Here is a 17,467-nt window from a genome sequence, read left to right as displayed (position 1 = left end):
GGGCCGACCCCTGACAGCGGCACCGGATCGCGCAAGGAGGCGCGCCGAATGGTCCAGATTTCCCGAAGAGCACTCCTCGGAGCGGGTGCGGCGCTCAGCGCCGGGCCGCTCCTCACCAGCTGCGGCTCCCCGTTCGACGACACCACCGCCACCGGCGGGAACGTCCTCGAATTCGTCACGTTCTACACGGGACCCGACGGCGTCGTCATGCAGGGCATCGTCGACCGGTACAACGAGCAGTCCACCGGCGCGCAGATCCGCATGTCGGCGCCCGCGTACGGCGGCGACTACCTCACCAAGCTCGTCACCTCGTCCATCGCGGGCAACCCGCCCGCGATCATGGCCCTGCACAACAACGAGGTCGCGCCCCTGCGGCGGTTCCTCCACGAACTCGACCTCGCGTCGTTCGGCTTCGCCGACACCGACTTCGTGGAGGGCACGCAGGACCTCGCCGTGGTCGAGGGCAGGCGCCTCGGCATCACCATGAGCACCGGCCCGCAGGCGATGGTCTACAACAAGCGGCTGTTCGCCGAAGCAGGGCTCGACCCCGAGCGCCCGCCCGCCGACGCCGCCGAGTTCGTGGCCGCGGGCAAGGCGCTCAAGGAGAGCGGCGTGTGGGGGTTCATCCGCGAACCCGCCGCGTGGATGCCGTGGCTGACCATGAACTGGCAGAACGGCGGCACGCTCGTCGCCGAGGACGGCACCGCCGTGTTCGACTCCGACGCCTCGCTGGAGGCGATCGACATGGAGCGGCGCTGGGTCCACGAGGACCGGATCGCGCCGACGCAGCTCCTCGACGGCGTCCAGATGGGGCAGCAGTTCCAGGACGAGCAGGTCGGCATGATCTTCATCGGCCCGTGGGGCCTCGCCGACATGGTCAAGGCCAACGAGGAGGACGGCAAGGAGTTCGGGGTCGCCCCGCTCCCGGCGTTCTTCGACGCCGCGCCCGCCGTCGCCGCCACCTCCCACGTGTACTGCATCCCCCAGCAGCGCAGCAACGACGAGTGGGTGAGCGCCGAGGCCGCGAAGTTCATCGAGTGGGTCGTGCGCGAAGGGTCGGTCACCTGGGCCGGGTCGCAGGCGCCCTCCTTCAACGGGGTGGACGCCGCGATCGCCGCCAGCGACGATCCGGTCGTCACCGAGATGACCACGTTCGTCCAGGAGCAGCCGCGCGCGAGGTTCCTGCCGTACGTGCCGCGCTGGAACCAGGCGTTCACGTACCTGACCAGCGCCACCCAGTCCATCGTGTACCGCAACGAGGACCTGTCCCTCATGTCCGAGGCCGCCGGGCAGGCGACCGCCGCGATCCAGGGGGCCACCCGATGACCGCAACGATGGAGACCGAGACCGAGACCCCCGCAGCGGCCCCGAAGCGGCGCAAGCGGTTCACGCGCGTCGGCATCCTGTTCGCCGCGCCGTTCCTGGCGCTCCTGGTGTTCCTGTGGGTCGTGCCGGTCGTCAACGGCTTCTACACGAGCCTCACCGACACCAACATGGCCGAGGGCACCGGCGGGTTCGTCGGCCTCGACAACTACGCGAGCCTCGTCACGGACCCGGACTTCCACGCGGCCCTGGGGAACACGGCGCTGTTCGTGGTCCTCAACGTGCCCGTGCTGGTGGCCGTGGGCCTGCTGCTGGCGATGCTGCTCAACCAGCGGCTCGGCGGCCGCGGCGCCATCCGCGCCGCGTTCATCTCCCCCTACCTGCTCACCGGCGCCGCCGTCGCCATCATCTGGCAGACCGCGCTCAACCCCCTGGGCGGCAACGTCAACCAGATCCTCGGCGCGATCGGCATGCCCGAGCAGGCGTGGCTGTCCACGCCCGGCGACGCCATGGGCGCGGTCGTCCTCATCACCCTGTGGTGGCGCGTCGGCTTCCCGCTGCTGGTGCTCCTCGCGGCGCTCCAGGACATCCCCGCGCAGCTCTACGAGGCCGCGAAGATCGACGGCGCGAACCTCTGGCAGCGCTTCCGGTACATCACGCTCCCCGCGATCGCGCCGGTGCTCATGCTCGTGGTCCTGCTGCGGCTCATCGACTCGTTCAAGGTCTTCGAGCAGGTGTACCTCGTGACGCAGGGCGGGCCCGCCGGGTCCACCCGCGTGGTCATCCAGATGCTCTACGAGTCCGGGTTCCGCGACTTCCAGACCGGGTACGCCGCCGCGATCGGCTGGACCCTCGCCCTCATCATCCTCGTCGTCACCGTCGTCCAGCTCGCGCTCACCCGAAGGAGGGCCTCATGACCGCCGCCGTCCTGCGCCCGCGATCCAAGAGCCCCGACCGGCGCGCCCGCCGCATCGGCACCATCATCGCGGCGGTCCTCGCCCTCGCGTGGACCCTCCCGATCATCTGGGTCCTCGTGGGCTCGTTCAACGCCGAGCGGATCACCTCCGGCTCCGGGTTCCTCCCGTCCGACCCCACGGCCGAGAACTGGTCGAAGCTCGTGCAGCCCGACGGGCGGGCCGTGAACGTCTTCGTGGCGTTCTTCAACAGCACCGTCGTCGCCGTCGTGGCGACCGTGCTCGCGCTCGTCGTGTGCTCGATGATGGCGTACGCGCTGGCCCGGCTGCCGTTCCGCGGCTCCGCGGTCGTGCTCGCCGCGATCGTCCTCATGATGCTCGTCCCCACGGAGGTCATCCTCGTGCCGCTGTTCAAGCAGTTCGCCGCGCTCGGCCTGCTGAACACCTACGGCGCCCTGATCATCCCGCACGTGGTGTCCCTGTTCGGGGTGGTGCTGCTGCGGCAGTTCATCGCGAACCTGCCCGCGGAGCTCACCGAGGCCGCGAAGATCGACGGCGCGAACGCGTGGCAGAACTACCGCTACATCGTGCTGCCGCTCATCCGGCCCGGCCTCGCCACGCTCGGCATCCTCGTGTTCCTCGCGGCCTGGAACGACTTCCTGTGGCCGCTCATCGCCACCTCCACCCCCTCCATGCAGACGCTCCCGCTCGCGCTCATCACGTTCCGGTCCGCGTACGGGGACGGCGAATACGGGGTGGTCATGGCGTCCACGATCCTCGCCATCACCCCGCCGCTGCTCATCTTCCTCATCGCCCAGCGATTCATCGTCGAGGGCATCAGCAACACCGGTCTGAAAGGTTGACAATGGCTGACACCGTCCGCTCCTCCGAGCACGCAGGACACAACCGCGCCCACCCGAGGGCGGCCCTGTCCGACCCGCACCCGCGGCACGTGCGCGAAGCGGAGGTCCGCATCGACGCCGCGTCCCCCACCGGGGACCTCGCCCCGATCTGGGCGAGCATGGGCTACGACGAGATCAACTACACGTACCGGCCCGACGGGAAGAAGCTGCTCGGCAGCATCGGCGAGTTCTCGCCCCGCGCCTACCACGTGCGGCCGCACTACATGTTCTGCTCCGGCAGCGGCTGGGGCCAGCCGCACTGGGGCAACGGGAACGTCTACCACGAGGACGCCGACGGCAACCCGTTCTACGACTTCACGCTCCTGGACGAGACCTACGACGCCATCACCGGCGCCGGCCACCACGTGCTCGTCGAACTCGGGTTCACCCCCAAGGACCTCGTGCCCGAGAAGGCCCACGACGTGTTCCCGGTGATCTCCAGCCCCACCGTCTACAGCGCCTACGAGCACGGCCTGTGGTCGTTCCCGCCCAAGGACTACGGCAAGTGGGCCGGGCTGTGCGCCGCCACCGCCGCGCACGTCCTCGAACGGTACGGCGCCGAAGAGGTCTCCACCTGGGTGTGGGAGCTGTGGAACGAGCCCGACATCTTCTACTGGCGCGGCACCCCGCAGCAGTACTACGACCTGTACACCGTCACCGCCGAGGCGATCCGGGGCGTGCTCCCGGACGCGCGGGTCGGCGGGCCCTCGGTCACCGGCGGGGACGCGGGCGTGGAGTTCCTCCGCGGGTTCCTGGAGCACTGCAAGCGGACCGGGACGCCCCTGGACTACGTCTCGTTCCACACCAAGGGGTCGGCGTTCACGCCGTGGCGCACCTACGGGCCCATCGGGGCGCCCGCGCCCGTGCAGGAGTCGCCCTCGGCGATGAAGATGCTGTTCGAGGTGGACCGGCTGCTCGCCGTCATGGACGAGTTCCCCGAGTACGCGGCCCTGCCCGCGCTCATCGACGAGTGCGACGCGGGCGTGCCCGCGCACCACTCCGCCTACGACAACCCGAACTTCCGGTTCCAGAACACCGAGTACTACCCGGTGTTCCAGGCGAAGCTCATGAAGAAGCTCCTCGACCTCGCCGCCGCCCACAACGACAACATCGAGCAGGCGACCACCTGGTCGTTCTACTTCGAGGGCGAGCGATACTTCGAGGGCACCCGGTCCTGGACCACCCAGGGCGGCATCGAGAAGCCGTTCATGAACGCCTACCGGCTGTTCGCGAAGCTCGGCGACAGGCGGCTCCCGGCCGTCTCCGACAAGGCGTTCCCCATCGACGACCTCTCCGGCCGCGAGTACGGGATGCCCGAGGAGGTCGACGCGCTCGCGTCCATCGCCGACGACGGCACCGTGACCGCGCTCGTGTGGCGCCACGGCGACGACCAGTACGCGCAGGACGCCGAACGGACCGCCGCGGTCCTCGCCTTCAGCGGCCTCGACGCCGGGTCGTACACGGCGACCGAGTACCGGATCGACGCCGACCACTCCAACGCGCACACCGTGTGGGAGGCCCTCGGGTCCCCGCAGGAGCCGGACGCGGACGCGCTCAAGGCGATCCACGCGAGGCAGGGCCTGGAGACCGTGGGCGACGCCCGCACCGTCCAGGCCGAGGGCGGGGCGCTGCGGTACGAGACCGCGCTCCCGCTGCCGTCGGTGTCCCTCGTGGTCCTGGAACCGCGATGACCGAGGCACTCCTGTACGTCGGCGGCCGCCTCCGCGCGGCCGCCGACGGCGGGGCCGTCCCGCTGCACGACCCCGCCACGGGCGAGGCCACCGGCAGCGCGGCCCTTGCCACCGAATCCGATGTGGACGACGCGCTCGCCGCGGTCGCGCGGGGCTTCGAAGCTTGGCGGGCATCCGCCCACTCAGAACGGGCACGCGTCCTCTCAAGGGCCGCAACGCTGCTGCGCGAGCGCGCCGAGGACGTCGCCAGGGCGATCACCGCCGAGCAGGGCAAGCCCCTCGGCGAGGCCCGCGCCGAGATCGAGCAGTCCGCCGGGTACTTCGACTGGTTCGCGCGCGAAGCCGTGCGCGACCTCGGCCGGACCTGGGCCGAGGGCGACCGCGAGTTCACCGTGCAGCGGCGCCCGATCGGGCCCGTCGCCGCGTTCACCGCGTGGAACTTCCCCGCCTCCCTCCCGGCCCGCAAGATGGCCCCCGCGGTCGCGGCCGGGTGCTCGATCCTCATCAAGCCCGCCGAAGAGGCGCCGAGCGCCGCGATCGCGATGGCGCAGTGCCTCGTGGAGGCGGGCCTGCCCGGGGACGCGGTCGCCGTCGTCACCGGCGACGCGCCCGCCATCGCGGCGCAGGTCATCGGGTCGCGGGTGATCCGCAAGATCACGCTCACCGGGTCGATCCCGGTCGGCCGGGAGCTCGTGCGGCTCTCCGCCGAACACCTCCAGCCGCTCAGCCTCGAACTCGGCGGCCACGCGCCCGTGATCGTGCTCCCCGGCGCCGACATCGTCTCGGCCGCAAAGACGCTCGCGGGCGCGAAGTTCCGCAACGCGGGGCAGGTGTGCATCTCCCCCACCAGGTTCTTCGTGCCGCGGGCCGACGCTGAGGCGTTCGCGGCGGTGTTCGCCGAGACCGCCGCGAATCTCGTGGTCGGGCCCGGGGACGCCGAGGGCGTCGACGTGGGGCCGCTCGCGAACGCACGGCGCCTCGCCGCCGTCGAGTCGCTGGTGGCGGACCTGCGCGAGCACGGGGCCCGCATCCTCACCGGCGGGCACCGCGTCGAGGGGCCGGGCTGGTTCTACGCGCCCACCGTGGTCGCCGACGTGCCCGAGGACGCGCGGATCCTCACCGAGGAGCCGTTCGGGCCCGTCGCGCCCGTCCTGCCGTACGAGGGCGTCGACGAGGCCGTGGCGAAGGCGAACGCCGTGGAGCAGGGCCTCGCGGCCTACGTCTTCGGGCCCGAGGACGCGGCGCGGGACGTGGCCGCGCGCCTCGACGTCGGCATGATCGGCGTCAACAGCACCGCGCTCGCGGTCGCCGAAGCGCCGTTCGGCGGCGTCAAATCCTCCGGGTACGGCCGCGAGGGCGGCACCGAAGGCATCGGCGAGTACACCGTCGCCGTCTACACCCAGGTCCGCAAGGAGGGCTCATGAGCGCGCGCGTGCTCGTCACCACCGCCTACCTGGAGCCGGGCGGCGAGGTCGACCGGCTCCTCCGGGACGCCGGGCACGAGGTGGTGTTCGCCCGCGCCGCCGACCGTCGCGAGAGCGGGCAGTCCCTTGCGGACGCCATAGCCGACGCGGACGCGGTCGTCGCGGGCACCGACAAGTTCACCGCCGAGGTCATCGGCGCAGCAACGCGACTGCGGGTGTTCGGGCGCTGCGGGGTCGGGTTCGACAACATCGACGTCGCCGCCGCGACCGGGGCGGGCGTGGCCGTCACGTACACGCCCGGCGTCAACCGCGAGTCCGTGGCGGAGCTGGTCCTGGGCCAGCTCGTCAACGGCGCCCGCCTGCTGCCGCAGAACATCGCGGCGGTGCGCGAGGGCCGCTGGGACCAGCCCAGCGGCACCGAGCTCGCCGGATCGGTGCTCGGGATCGTGGGCCTCGGCTCGATCGGCAAGGCCGTCGCGCGGGTCGCGCGGGCGCTCGGGATGACCGTGATCGCGTACGACCCGTACTTCGACGCGGACTTCGCCGGGGACCACGGCGTCGAGCGGGGGACGCTGGACGCGGTGCTCGCGGCCGCCGACTTCCTGACGCTGCACCTGTTCCTGGACGAGTCGACCCGGAACCTCATCGACGGCGACCGGATCGCCGCGATGAAGCCCGGCGCGTTCATCGTGAACACCGCCCGCGGCGGGGTCCTGGACGAGGCGGCGCTCGCCGCCGCCGTGCGCTCGGGGCACCTGCGCGGCGCCGCGCTCGACGTCCTGGAGGCCGAGCCGCTCGCCGCCGACAGCCCGCTGCGCGGCCTCGACCGGGTGTTCGTGACCGCCCACATCGGCGCGGCCACGCACCAGGCGCGGGCCAGGTCGAGCCTCATGGCCGCGGGGCAGGTCGCGGACTTCCTCGCGGGGAACCCGCGGCCGGGTAACCTCGTCAACCCCGACTACCTGAAGGGGGCCGGATGAGTGCGCTGCGGTTCGACGCGAACCTGAAGTGGCTCTTCACCGAGCACGAGTTCCTCGACCGGTTCGCGGCCGCCGCCGCGGCCGGGTTCACCGGGGTCGAGTTCCCCGACCCGTACCCGTACGAGGCCGGCGAGCTGCGCAAGCGCCTGGACGACAACGGGCTGCACCAGGTGCTCGTGAACACGCCGATGGGCGCGAAGGGCACCCCGGAGCAGCAGGGCATCACCTGCTTCCCGGACCTGGTGCCGCGCTTCAGGGACGAGTTCCTGAGCGCCCTCGACTACGCGATCGCGCTCGGCGCGGACTTCGTGCACCTCGTGGGCGGGATGGTCCCGCCCGGGACGAGCCGCGACCGGGCGTTCGCGCGGTACGTCGCGAACGTCGCGTGGGCTTCCGAGCAGGCCGCGGGCACCGGCGTGCGGCTCCTGCTGGAGGCGCAGAACAAGCGCGACGCGCCCGGGTTCGTATTGGAGACGCAGGCGCAGGCCCGCGCGGTCGCCGAGGTCTGCGACGCGGGGAACGTCGGGGTCCTGCTCGACGTGTACCACGCGCAGATCGACGAAGGCGACCTGTTGACGCTCATCGGCACCGAGCTGCCCGGCGCGTTCCACGTGCAGATCGCCGACCCGCCCTCGCGCCACGAGCCCGGCACCGGCGAGGTCAACTTCAAGTCCGTGTTCGCGGCCGTCGCCGCGAGCGGGTACGACGGGTGGATCGGGTGCGAGTACGCGCCCGCCGCGGGCACCGTCGAAGGGCTCGGCTGGCGAGAGGAGCTGGCGCCGTGAGGATCGCGCTGATCCACGGGACGACCGCGGCCGTCGCGCCCGCGGTCGACGGGCTCGCCGCGGGCTTCCCCGAGGCCGAGCCGTGGAACCTCCTGGACGACCGGCTCCTGCCCGACGCAGATGCGGCGGGCGGGCTCACTCCCGCACTCGCCGAGCGGATGTCGCGGCTGATCGCGTTCGCGAAGGACGGCGGGGCGGCCGGGGTGCTGCTCACGTGCTCGATGTACGGGCCGGTCGCCGAGACCACCGACATCGGTGTCCCGGTCCTCGCGCCCGACGAGGCCGCGTTCGCGCGGGTCGCCCGCGAGCAGTGGGCGGACGTGCTCGTCGTGGCGTCCTTCGCGACCGCCGCCCTCGACGCCGTGCAGCGGCTCCGGGCGGTGGTCGAGGGCACCGAGGTCGAGTCCGCGACCTCAACGGCCGCAATGGGACCGAGCCGCACCGGCGACACCGCCGGGCTCGCCGACGCACTGTACGCCACGGTCCGGGCAGGCCGGGGGTACGACGCGGTGGTCCTCGCCCAGTACTCGCTGGCGCCCGCCGCCGACCTGCTCCAAGACCGCCTCGGCGTCCCCGTGGTCTCCGGGCCGCTCGCCGCCGCCGCGCTCCTGAAAACCCAGCTCACCGAAAGGCCCAGCGCATGATCCGCCTGTTCAGCACCCTGGCCGTCCGACTCGCCCTCGATGCGGGTCTTTTGGACGACTTCACCGCCGCCACCGGGCACGAGGTCGAGACGGTCTACGACCCCACGAACGTCCTGTTGCAGCGCATCGAGGACCGGGACCTGCCCGACGTCATGATCGGGGTGGGCCGCCAGCTCGCGGAGCTGGTCGTGGCGGGCGTCCTGGACGAGGCCGCCGAGATCGCCCGCGTCGGGGTCGGCGTGGCCGCGCCGCCCGGCGACACGGACCTGCCCGACATCTCCACTGTGGATGCATTGAAGGCCGCGCTCATCGGGGCCCGCTCCGTCGCGTACTCGCAGACCGGCGCCTCCGGCGTCTACTTCGCGTCGCTCCTGCGCGACCTCGGGATCGCCGACCGCGTCAACGCCCGCGCCACCGTCGTGGAGAAGGGCTTCGTCGCGGAGACGCTCCTCGACGGGCGCGCCGACCTCGCCGTGCAGCAGCTGAGCGAACTCCGGTTCGTCCCGGAGGCCCGGCTCGTCGGCCCGCTTCCCGAAGCGGCCCAGCATTACACGGTGTTCGCCGCGGCCACCGGCGCCGGGACCGGCGAGGCCGCGCGGGCGCTCGTGGCGCACCTCGCGTCCCCCGCCGCGGTCGCGCGGTACCGGGACGCGGGACTCGAAGCGGTCTAGGGGGCGCGCGTGAAGACCATCGTCCTCGACGACGACCCCACCGGCACCCAGGCCGCCACCGGAGTCACGGTCCTGTTCGACACCTCCGCGGACCTGCTCGTCGCGGCGCTGCGCCGCGACGACGCGGTGTACGTGCAGACCAACAGCCGCGCCCTGCCCGAACCGGAGGCCGTCGCGCTCGCCAGGCGCATCCGCGCCGACGGGCTCGCCGCGGGCGAGCGGCTCGGCGAGGCCGTCAGGTTCGTGCTCCGCGGCGACTCGACGCTCCGCGGGCACGTGTTCGCCGAGACCGAGGTGTTCCTCAGCGGCGGCGGGGTCATGGTCTTCGCGCCCGCGTTCCCCGACGGCGGCCGGACCACCCGCGGCGGCGTCCACTACGTGCGCGTCGGCGACGAGGAGCTGCCCGCGGACCGCAGCGAGTACGCGCAGGACCCGGTCTTCGGGTACACCGAAGGGACGCTTGCGGACTTCGCGGCCGCGCGGTCCGGGCGCAAGCCCGTCCCGGTGCCACTGGACGCGGTGCGCGGCGGCGGGCTCGACAAGGCGATCGCCTCGGCGCCGTCCGGCTCCGTGGTGCTCCCCGACGCCGTCGGGGCGGCGGACATCGACGCGATCGCCGCCGCGATCGAGGTGGCCGAGGCCCGCGGCGTGCAGGTCGTCGTGCGCTCGGCCGCACCGCTGGCCGCGGCCCTCGCGGGCGTCGCCAGCGACGGACTCCTGCCGCTCCCGCTGACGAGCGACCCGGGGAAGGTGCTCCTGGTGTGCGGCTCGCACACCGGCGGGGCCACTTCGCAGCTCGCGCCGGTCGTGGCCGCCTGGGGCGCACCGGTGGTGGTCGACACGCGGGCGGCGCTCGCCGATCCGGAGGCCGAGGGGCGGGCGGCCGCGGCCGCAGTGCTCGCGGCGCTGGAAGCACAACCGGTCGCGGTGCTCACGAGCGAGCGGGACCGGTCCGCGGGCCACGGGACGCTCGCGCACGGCGAGCGCGTGATGGCGGCGCTGACGGCCGCCGTGCGGGAGGTGCTGCCGCGCGTGGACACGGTGGTCGCGAAGGGCGGCATCACGTCCGCGGAGGTGGCCCGGACCGGGATCGGGGCGTCGTCGGCGCTGGTGCTCGGGCAGGTCCTGCCCGGGGTGTCGGCGTGGTCGCTGCGGGGCCGCGACGGCCGGGAGCGGCGGTACGCGGTCGTCCCGGGGAACGTCGGCGGACCGGAGACGCTCACCGAGGTCCTGGCCGCGTTCGGGATCGCTTGAGCGACACGGGGAGCGAACGGTCCGCTTCCGCCCGTTCCGCGAGCCCCGGGAAAAGGCTTACACTCGCATCGGCCGCGGGCGCACGCCGTCCGGGGGCCGACCCGGCACGTCGAATGCTCACGACCCTCCCCCATTGAGGAGATTCAATTGCATCAGCAGCAGCACGCCGTCAAGGTCCGCCTCGACCGCTTCGTGAAGGAGCGCCTGGAACCGGCGAGGGAGCGGGCGAGCGCGCCGGTCCGGGTGGCGGCCTGGGCGGTGCCCGGGGAGCCGGTGCCGTTCAGTGAAGCCGTCGGGCAGGCGTACGAGCCGGTCGAGGAGGGCCACGCCTGGGGCCGGGCCTGGGGCACGGTGTGGTTCAAGGTGTCCGGGACGGTCCCGTCCGAGTGGTCGGCCGAGCCCGGTGAAGTCGAGCTCGTGGTGGACCCCGGGTTCATCGGCGAAGGCGCGGGCTTCCAAGTGGAGGCGCTGGTCTTCGACGGCTCGGGCCGCACGCTGAAGGCGATCGAGCCGAAGAACGACTACGTGCGGCTGGGGCTCCGGCCCGGCGAGTCGTTCGAGCTGTACGTGGAGGCGGCGGCGAACCCGGACGTGTTCACCAGCGGCGTGCGGTTCGCGCCGACCCCGCTGGGGCGCTACGAGACCGCGTCCGACGCGCCGATCTACCGGCTGGGCCGCGTCGCGGTCGTGCAGCGGGACGCGACGGTGTGGGAGCTGGTGCAGGACGTGGCGACCGCGCGCGGCCTGGCACTGGAGCTGCCGGAGGGCTCGCCGCGGCGGGCCGAGCTGTTCACGGCGCTCGACGCGATGGTCGACGCGGTCCACCCGCACGACGTGCACGGGACCGCCGTCGCGGGCCGCAAGGCCCTGCGGAGCGTCCTGTCGGCGCCGGCGGCTCGCAGCGCGCACCAGGTGTTCGCGGTGGGCCACGCGCACATCGACTCGGCGTGGCTGTGGCCGGTGCGCGAGACGGTGCGCAAGTGCGCACGCACGTTCTCGAACGTTCTGGAGCTGATGGACGCCGACCCGGACCTGGTGTTCGCGTGCTCGTCGGCGCAGCAGTTCGCGTGGATCAAGGACTTCTACCCGGAGCTGTTCGAGCGCATCCGCGCCCGCGTCGCCGAGGGCCGGTTCGTTCCCGTCGGCGGGATGTGGGTCGAGTCGGACACGAACATGCCAGGGTCCGAGGCGATGGCGCGGCAGTTCACCGAAGGGAAGCGGTTCTTCCTGGAGGAGTTCGGGGTCGACACCCGCGAGGTGTGGCTGCCCGACTCGTTCGGGTACACGGGGGCGCTGCCGCAGATCGCGCGCGCGGCTGGCGCGGGGTACTTCCTGACGCAGAAGCTGTCGTGGAACGAGGTCAACAAGTACCCGCACCACACGTTCGACTGGGAGGGCATCGACGGGACGCGGATCTTCGCGCACTTCCCGCCGGTCGACACCTACAACTCGCAGCTCACGCCGAAGGAGCTGGCGCACACCGAGCGGAACTTCGCCGACAAGGGCCGCGCGAACATGTCGCTGGTGCCCTTCGGGTTCGGCGACGGCGGCGGCGGGCCGACCCGCGAGATGATGGCGGCCGCTCGGCGCGCGATGGACCTGGAGGGGTCGCCGACGGTGCGGATCGCGCCGCCGATCGTGTTCTTCGAGGCCGCCGAGGAGGAGCTGCCGTCGCGTCCGGTGTGGTCCGGGGAGCTGTACCTGGAGAACCACCGCGGCACGTACGCGTCGCAGGCGCGCACGAAGCGCGGCAACCGCCGCAGCGAGGCGCTGCTCCACGAGGCGGAGCTGTGGGCGGCGACCGCGGCGGTCCGCACGGGCGCCGAGTACCCGCACGAGCTGCTGCGGAAGTCATGGCGGACGGTGCTGCTCAACCAGTTCCACGACATCCTGCCGGGTTCCTCGATCGGCTGGGTCTACGACCAGGTCGCAAAGGAGTACGCGCAGATCGAGGCCGACCTCGAACCGGTGATCGCGGAAGCGGTGGCCGCCCTCGGAACCGGTGACGAGGGGTTCGTCAACTCCGGGCCCTACGAGCTCGACGGCGTGCCCGCGTTCGCCGTGGGGGCCAAGCGGGTCGAGGGCGCGGTGACGGTGGAACTCGTGGACGGGTCCACGGTGGTCGACAACGGCGAGATCCGCGTGGTCTTCGACGCCGACGGGCTCATCACCTCGCTCACGGACGGGGCGACCGGCCGCGAGACCGTGCCGCCCGGCCAGCGCGCGGGGCTGCTCCAGGCGTTCACGGACACGCCGCGGCAGTACGACGCGTGGGACGTGGACATCGAGTACCGGCGCTCGGGCCGGGACCTCATTGCCGCCGACGAGGTGAAGGTGGTCGAGGACGGCGCCGGGCGGGCCGCGGTGCGCACGGTGCGGACCCTCGGCGAGTCGACTATCACGCAGGTGTTCACGGTGGAGGCGGGCCGCGCCGCGGTCGACGTCGAGACGACCGTGGACTGGCATGAACGGCAGACGATGCTGAAGTTCGCGTTCCCGGTGGACGTGCACACGGCGTCAGCGCGTTCGGAGATCCAGTTCGGCCACATCGACCGGCCCACGCACACGAACACGAGCTGGGACGAGGCCCGGTTCGAGACGTGCGCGCACCGCTGGGTCCACGTGGGCGAGGCGGGCCGGGGCCTGGGCGTCGCGAACGACGCGACCTACGGGCACGACGTGACCCGCCATGCGCGCCAAGGCGGCGGCACCTATTCGGTGGTGCGCCAGACGCTCCTGAAGTCCCCGCTGTTCCCGGACCCGGAGGCCGACCAGGGCGAGCACGTCTTCCGCACGTCGCTCGTCCCGGGCGGCGTCGCGGAGGCGGTGCGGGCGGGGTACCGGCTCAACCTGCCGCTGCGCGCCGCGTCTGTGGGATCGGTTGATCCGCTTGTGGCCGTGGACAATCCGGCGGTCGTGGTGGAGACGGTGAAGCTCGCCGACGACGGCTCGGGTGATGTCGTGGTGCGCCTCTACGAGGCCCACGGCGCGCGCACGGAGGCGGTGCTCGACCTCGGTTTCACGGCGGGCGGGGTCCTCGAAACGGACCTGCTGGAACGCGAGACCGGGACGGCCGCGGTCACCGCGACCGACGCCGGTTCGGTGTCGCTCGCGTTGCGGCCCTTCCAGCTCGTGACGCTGCGGCTCGCGCGGGCATAGGACAGGACTAAGGGCCGGGCGCGACCGCGCCCGGCCCTTTTTCATGCAGCTGCTACGCCTCGCAGCGGACGTCGTCCTCGGGCAGTTCGCCGTCGAGGAGGAACGCCGTGGTGGTGTTCAGCGCGCAGGCGTTATCGCCGTACACGTAGACGCCGTGGCCGAAGCCCTCGACGCTGACCAGGCGGGCCCGGTCGCCGAACGCCTCGCGGTTGAGCTCCGCGCCCGGGTACGGGGTGGCGACGTCGAGCTCGTTCTGGACGATGAGGACGTTCGCCGGGCCCTCGTCGGTGATCTCGACCTGCGGTTCCAGGGGCTCGTTGGCCCAGAACGCGCACGCATTGATGTTCGCCCCGGCGCCGCCGTACATCGGGTGCGCCTCGCGGTCGGCGGCGGCGTTCTCCTGGTAGGTCGCGACATCCTCCGGCCAGTCGGTGTCGTTGCAGCTCACGGCCAGGTACGCGGACCAGGCGTTGTCGTACGGCGAGGGCGTGCCGGCCTCGCCGTCGGCGACGGGCACCTCCAGGTCGTCCAGGGCGCGGTCGGCGGCCGTCGCGTCGCCCGCGTCCACGGCCTGCCAGAGGCGGGCGACGCCGGCGAAGGAGTCCTCCCCGTAGAGCGAGAAGAAGACGATGAACCGGAACAGCGGGCCGTCGTACTCCGCGACCGGTTCGGCGTCGAGCCGCTCGGCGATCTCGAAGTACTTGTCCTGCACGGCGTCGGGAGTGTCACCGAGGCCGTAGCTGGCGTCGCGGTCGGCGGCCCACTCGGCGAAGTACTGGAAGTTCTCCTCGAAGCCGCTGCCCCAGCGGCGCTGCGCGTCGTAGTCGAGCGCGGTGCCGCCGATGTTGGAGTCGATGACGACGCGGTCGCTCGTGTCGGGGAACAGCGAGGCGTACGCGGCGCCGAGGGCCGAGCCGTAGGAGGCGCCGTAGAAGCTGAGCTTCTCCTCGCCGAGTGCGGCGCGGATGGCGTCCATGTCGCGGGCGGTGTTCGCCGTGGTCATGTGCGGCATGAGGCCCTCGGTGTCGTTGGCCGCGCACTGCTCGGCGACGGCCTCGGCGAGGTCGGCCTGCGCGGCGACGGCGGCGTCGTCCACCGCGTAAGGCGGGACGTTCCCGCGGTACTCCTGCTCGTCGGTGAAGCCGCAGGAGACCGGCGTGGAGTGGCCGACGCCGCGGGGGTCCATGCCGATGAGGTCGTAGGCGTCGGTGACGCCGCCGGGGAGGCCGAGGTCGGCCATCTCGACGGGCTGGCTCAGGCCGGCGCCGCCGGGGCCGCCGGGGTTGAGGAGGAGGGCGCCGCGGCGCTCCTCGGGGTTCGGGCTGGCGAGGCGGGAGACCATGACGGCGACGGTCTTGCCGTCGGGCTCGTCGTAGTCGAGCGGGACGTCGACGGCGGCGCATTCGAGGCGCTCACCGCTGGTCACGTCCTCGGGGCAGGCGCCCCAGTCGAGCGTGTCCGCTTCCCGGACCGGCTCCTGGGCGGTGGCCGGGAGGACCGCGAGCGTGCCGAGCCCGCCCGCGGCGGCGAGCGCGAGGGCGATCGCGAGGCGCCGTCTTCTGGTGTGTCGTCTCATGTTGCACCCTTCCTGGTCCTGTTCCCCCATTTGCGGGGATACGGGACAGTTCAAGGTATGCCGCTGCGGCACAGTCAAGCGCTTCGCGGGTTTTCATGAACGAGGTCACATGAGGTCGTGGATGCGGAGCATGACGTCGAGCTGCGCGGGGTTGTAGAGGTCGCGGAGCGTGGTGCCGATGGAGCGGCGGGCGAAGCCCTCGCCGCCGGGCGCGTCGCTGAGGTCGTTGACGGCGGGGAAGCGGGCCGCGACCTCCCGGGCGAACGGGACCATGCGCGCGGCGAGGGCGGCGCGGGTGGCCTCGTCGGCGTCGGGCGGGAGCGTCTCGAACTCGCGGTCCTGCGGGGAGGAGGGCGTGTTGCGGAACAGGTCGGCGTACGCCTCGACCGCGCGGGGGCCGAGGATGCGGGACATGGCGACCATGAAGTTCCGGTCCGTGGAGGAGATCCCGTCCTGGGCCGCGGCGGGCGCAAGCTCGGGCGGGAGGTCGGTGGGGGCGGACTCGCGGAGGATCGCGGCGAGTTCGAGCCGGATGCGCTGGAGCTCCTCGATCCGGGCGGCCAGCTCGGTGTCGAGGGAGCGCAGGGCCTCCTCCGGGTGGCCGTCGTCGTCGCCCATCGCGGCGATCTGCGGGAGCGAGAACCCGAGGTCGGCGAGGCGCTTGATGCGCAGCACCTTGACGAGGTGCGCGACGCCGTACTGCTTGTAGCCGTTGCGTTTGCGCTCGGGCTCGGGGAGGAGCCCGATGTCGTGGTAGTGCCGGACCGCGCGCAGGCTGGTCCCGGCCAGCTCGGCGAGTTCGCGGGTGCTCCATGCCATGGCCTGCTCCTCGGTAGCGGATGAAACCAGTAGAAACCATGACGGAGCGGCGCGTACAGGCGTACCGAGTCCGGATGTGCCGGGTCTCACCGCTCCCAGCGGTTGACCATGCCGCTGCGGCACGGTTTCTACTGGGGGCATGGACCCCGACGCCCCCGCCGCGAGCCGGCGGCTCCGCCCGATGAGGCGCCTCGACGTGCTGCACCGCGCGCTCTACGAGATCGACCTCCCGGCCGGCGACGGCCCGGTGCGGTACACCGTGGAGGTGGACGTCAACCGGGACTGGACGGCGGTGCTGTACGCCGACGGCGCGCTCGTGACCGAGGCCGACCTGCCCGCGCGCCTCCCGGTGCCCGGCGGGGTGATCGAAGCCGACCAGGGCATGTACGGGGTCTCCAGGATGCACTTCGTGGCCGCGGACGGCAGGGAACGGCGCCTCACCGCGGCACGGGGCACGCTGGAGGACCTGCGGGGCCGGTTCGGCCGCCGGCATCCGCGCGCGAGCCGCGCGATCGGGGCGGCGGCGGTCGCGGTCCTGCTAGTGAACCTCGCGCTGGCCGCGCCGCAGGCGCTGGAGCTGGTGTCGGAGGTCCCGCGGATCGCGGAGCAGTTCGGGACGTTCGAGTCCCCGGTGGACCTGCCGTGGTGGCTCAACGCCTCCCTCTTCGCCGCGGGGGCCGCGGCGGCGACCGAGCGCGTGCTCACGTTCCGGCGCAACCGGATCGTCGACTTCGAGACGATCTGGACGGAGGGCTGAGCCGCTAGTCCAGGGGCCAGTCGCCCGTGGCGGCGAGGCCGAGGACGAGGGCGGCGATGTTCCAGGCGTCGTCGGCGCCGCTGTGGTGGCGGCCGTCGAGGGGCAGGCCCGCGATTTCGAGGGCGGTCGCCATGCCGGGGCGGCGCTTGAGGCCGTTGGCCTCGGTGAACACGAGTTTGGCGTTGGTGTGGCGGCTGCCGAAGGGGTAGCGGGTGCCGGTGGCTTTGCATTGGCGCTGGAACTGGTTGCGGTCGTAATCGCCCCAGCTGGCCCAGGGGCGGGAGTCGGCGCGGTGCTCCTTCACCAGGAGCGCGCAGGCGTCGGCGTACTCGATGCCGGTGTCCACTTCGGCCTGGGTGAGGCCGGTGAGCTCGGTGCAGAACTCGCTGACGCGGGAGCGCTTGGGGCGCACGAGGATGCGGTGCTTGGCGAGGCGTTCACCGGCGGCGAGGTCCACGACGGTGAGGCCGATCTCGATGATCTCGCTGACCGCTCCCGCGGGCGGCTGCCCCTCCCAGCAGGTGGCCTCGACGTCGATCACGTTCAGCAGGGTGTCCATGCCTTGCAG

15 protein-coding genes are annotated in these 17,467 nt (G+C 72.5%); 12 read left to right on the top strand and 3 right to left on the bottom strand.

Annotated features, from left to right (window positions below; translation table 11 throughout):
- The first annotated feature begins 48 nt into the window (after positions 1 to 48).
- From AB0A65_RS09480 to AB0A65_RS09430, 11 genes are all read left to right on the top strand, one after another.
- Positions 49 to 1,326 (top strand): extracellular solute-binding protein, encoded by a 1,278-nt coding sequence (locus AB0A65_RS09480; protein ID WP_359948956.1) that lies wholly within the window; start codon positions 49 to 51, stop codon positions 1,324 to 1,326.
- Complete coding sequence (locus tag AB0A65_RS09475; RefSeq protein WP_359948953.1) at positions 1,323 to 2,240, top strand: sugar ABC transporter permease; 918 nt, start codon at positions 1,323 to 1,325, stop codon at positions 2,238 to 2,240. Before AB0A65_RS09480 ends, AB0A65_RS09475 begins: the two co-directional genes overlap by 4 nt.
- Positions 2,237 to 3,100 (top strand): carbohydrate ABC transporter permease, encoded by an 864-nt coding sequence (locus AB0A65_RS09470; RefSeq protein ID WP_359948950.1) that lies wholly within the window; start codon positions 2,237 to 2,239, stop codon positions 3,098 to 3,100. Before AB0A65_RS09475 ends, AB0A65_RS09470 begins: the two co-directional genes overlap by 4 nt.
- A 2-nt stretch (positions 3,101 to 3,102) precedes the next feature.
- Complete coding sequence (locus tag AB0A65_RS09465) at positions 3,103 to 4,830, top strand: glycoside hydrolase (RefSeq protein WP_359948947.1); 1,728 nt, start codon at positions 3,103 to 3,105, stop codon at positions 4,828 to 4,830.
- Positions 4,827 to 6,254: an NAD-dependent succinate-semialdehyde dehydrogenase gene (locus AB0A65_RS09460; protein WP_359948944.1), complete on the top strand. Its 1,428-nt coding sequence runs from the start codon at positions 4,827 to 4,829 to the stop codon at positions 6,252 to 6,254. The genes AB0A65_RS09465 and AB0A65_RS09460 overlap by 4 nt, the downstream gene beginning before the upstream one ends.
- Positions 6,251 to 7,234 carry a phosphoglycerate dehydrogenase gene (locus AB0A65_RS09455; protein ID WP_359948941.1) on the top strand — a complete coding sequence of 328 codons (984 nt, stop codon included), beginning with the start codon at positions 6,251 to 6,253 and terminating at the stop codon, positions 7,232 to 7,234. Before AB0A65_RS09460 ends, AB0A65_RS09455 begins: the two co-directional genes overlap by 4 nt.
- Complete coding sequence (locus AB0A65_RS09450) at positions 7,231 to 8,019, top strand: TIM barrel protein (protein WP_359948938.1); 789 nt, start codon at positions 7,231 to 7,233, stop codon at positions 8,017 to 8,019. Before AB0A65_RS09455 ends, AB0A65_RS09450 begins: the two co-directional genes overlap by 4 nt.
- Positions 8,016 to 8,663, top strand: coding sequence for a hypothetical protein (locus tag AB0A65_RS09445; protein WP_359948935.1), 648 nt, complete (start codon positions 8,016 to 8,018; stop codon positions 8,661 to 8,663). Before AB0A65_RS09450 ends, AB0A65_RS09445 begins: the two co-directional genes overlap by 4 nt.
- Positions 8,660 to 9,334 carry a substrate-binding domain-containing protein gene (locus AB0A65_RS09440; RefSeq protein WP_359948932.1) on the top strand — a complete coding sequence of 225 codons (675 nt, stop codon included), beginning with the start codon at positions 8,660 to 8,662 and terminating at the stop codon, positions 9,332 to 9,334. Before AB0A65_RS09445 ends, AB0A65_RS09440 begins: the two co-directional genes overlap by 4 nt.
- Positions 9,335 to 9,343: 9 nt before the next feature.
- Positions 9,344 to 10,588, top strand: coding sequence for a four-carbon acid sugar kinase family protein (locus AB0A65_RS09435; protein WP_359948929.1), 1,245 nt, complete (start codon positions 9,344 to 9,346; stop codon positions 10,586 to 10,588).
- Positions 10,589 to 10,735: 147 nt separating this feature from the next.
- A complete protein-coding gene (locus AB0A65_RS09430) occupies positions 10,736 to 13,747 on the top strand; it encodes a glycoside hydrolase family 38 C-terminal domain-containing protein (protein ID WP_359948926.1) in 3,012 nt (1,003 codons plus the stop codon).
- A gap of 52 nt (positions 13,748 to 13,799) precedes the next feature.
- Here the strand turns inward: AB0A65_RS09430 and AB0A65_RS09425 are convergent, their stop codons facing one another.
- Together AB0A65_RS09425 and AB0A65_RS09420 are read right to left on the bottom strand one after the other, a co-directional pair.
- Entirely contained in the window at positions 13,800 to 15,323 is a 1,524-nt protein-coding gene (locus tag AB0A65_RS09425; protein WP_359948923.1) for an alpha/beta hydrolase, read from the bottom strand.
- 105 nt (positions 15,324 to 15,428) lie between these two features.
- Complete coding sequence (locus AB0A65_RS09420; protein ID WP_359948920.1) at positions 15,429 to 16,142, bottom strand: MerR family transcriptional regulator; 714 nt, start codon at positions 16,140 to 16,142, stop codon at positions 15,429 to 15,431.
- Between the two features lie 139 nt (positions 16,143 to 16,281).
- Here AB0A65_RS09420 and AB0A65_RS09415 point away from each other — a divergent pair, with 139 nt between their 5' ends.
- Positions 16,282 to 16,899: a hypothetical protein gene (locus AB0A65_RS09415; protein ID WP_359948918.1), complete on the top strand. Its 618-nt coding sequence runs from the start codon at positions 16,282 to 16,284 to the stop codon at positions 16,897 to 16,899.
- Positions 16,900 to 16,903: 4 nt separating this feature from the next.
- On the opposite strand, the gene AB0A65_RS09410 is transcribed toward AB0A65_RS09415, so the two are convergent.
- Positions 16,904 to 17,458, bottom strand: a complete 555-nt coding sequence (locus tag AB0A65_RS09410) for a 3'-5' exonuclease (RefSeq protein WP_359948915.1) — start codon at positions 17,456 to 17,458, stop codon at positions 16,904 to 16,906.
- Positions 17,459 to 17,467 lie beyond the last annotated feature (9 nt).

It is taken from the genome of Glycomyces sp. NPDC047010, from assembly GCF_040644205.1.
Taxonomy (GTDB): domain Bacteria; phylum Actinomycetota; class Actinomycetes; order Mycobacteriales; family Micromonosporaceae; genus Glycomyces.
This window is presented reverse-complemented; position numbering and strand designations above follow the sequence as displayed.

Excerpts from the sequence above, each read along its gene's own strand:
- AB0A65_RS09460 (WP_359948944.1), top strand. The coding sequence starts at position 4,827 with ATGACCGAGGCACTCCTGTACGTCGGCGGCCGCCTCCGCGCGGCCGCC.
- AB0A65_RS09455 (WP_359948941.1), top strand. The coding sequence starts at position 6,251 with ATGAGCGCGCGCGTGCTCGTCACCACCGCCTACCTGGAGCCGGGCGGC.
- AB0A65_RS09420 (WP_359948920.1), bottom strand. The coding sequence starts at position 16,142 with ATGGCATGGAGCACCCGCGAACTCGCCGAGCTGGCCGGGACCAGCCTG.
- AB0A65_RS09470 (WP_359948950.1), top strand. The coding sequence starts at position 2,237 with ATGACCGCCGCCGTCCTGCGCCCGCGATCCAAGAGCCCCGACCGGCGC.
- AB0A65_RS09480 (WP_359948956.1), top strand. The coding sequence starts at position 49 with ATGGTCCAGATTTCCCGAAGAGCACTCCTCGGAGCGGGTGCGGCGCTC.
- AB0A65_RS09425 (WP_359948923.1), bottom strand. The coding sequence starts at position 15,323 with ATGAGACGACACACCAGAAGACGGCGCCTCGCGATCGCCCTCGCGCTC.
- AB0A65_RS09465 (WP_359948947.1), top strand. The coding sequence starts at position 3,103 with ATGGCTGACACCGTCCGCTCCTCCGAGCACGCAGGACACAACCGCGCC.
- AB0A65_RS09440 (WP_359948932.1), top strand. The coding sequence starts at position 8,660 with ATGATCCGCCTGTTCAGCACCCTGGCCGTCCGACTCGCCCTCGATGCG.
- AB0A65_RS09475 (WP_359948953.1), top strand. The coding sequence starts at position 1,323 with ATGACCGCAACGATGGAGACCGAGACCGAGACCCCCGCAGCGGCCCCG.
- AB0A65_RS09450 (WP_359948938.1), top strand. The coding sequence starts at position 7,231 with ATGAGTGCGCTGCGGTTCGACGCGAACCTGAAGTGGCTCTTCACCGAG.
- AB0A65_RS09415 (WP_359948918.1), top strand. The coding sequence starts at position 16,282 with ATGGACCCCGACGCCCCCGCCGCGAGCCGGCGGCTCCGCCCGATGAGG.
- AB0A65_RS09410 (WP_359948915.1), bottom strand. The coding sequence starts at position 17,458 with ATGGACACCCTGCTGAACGTGATCGACGTCGAGGCCACCTGCTGGGAG.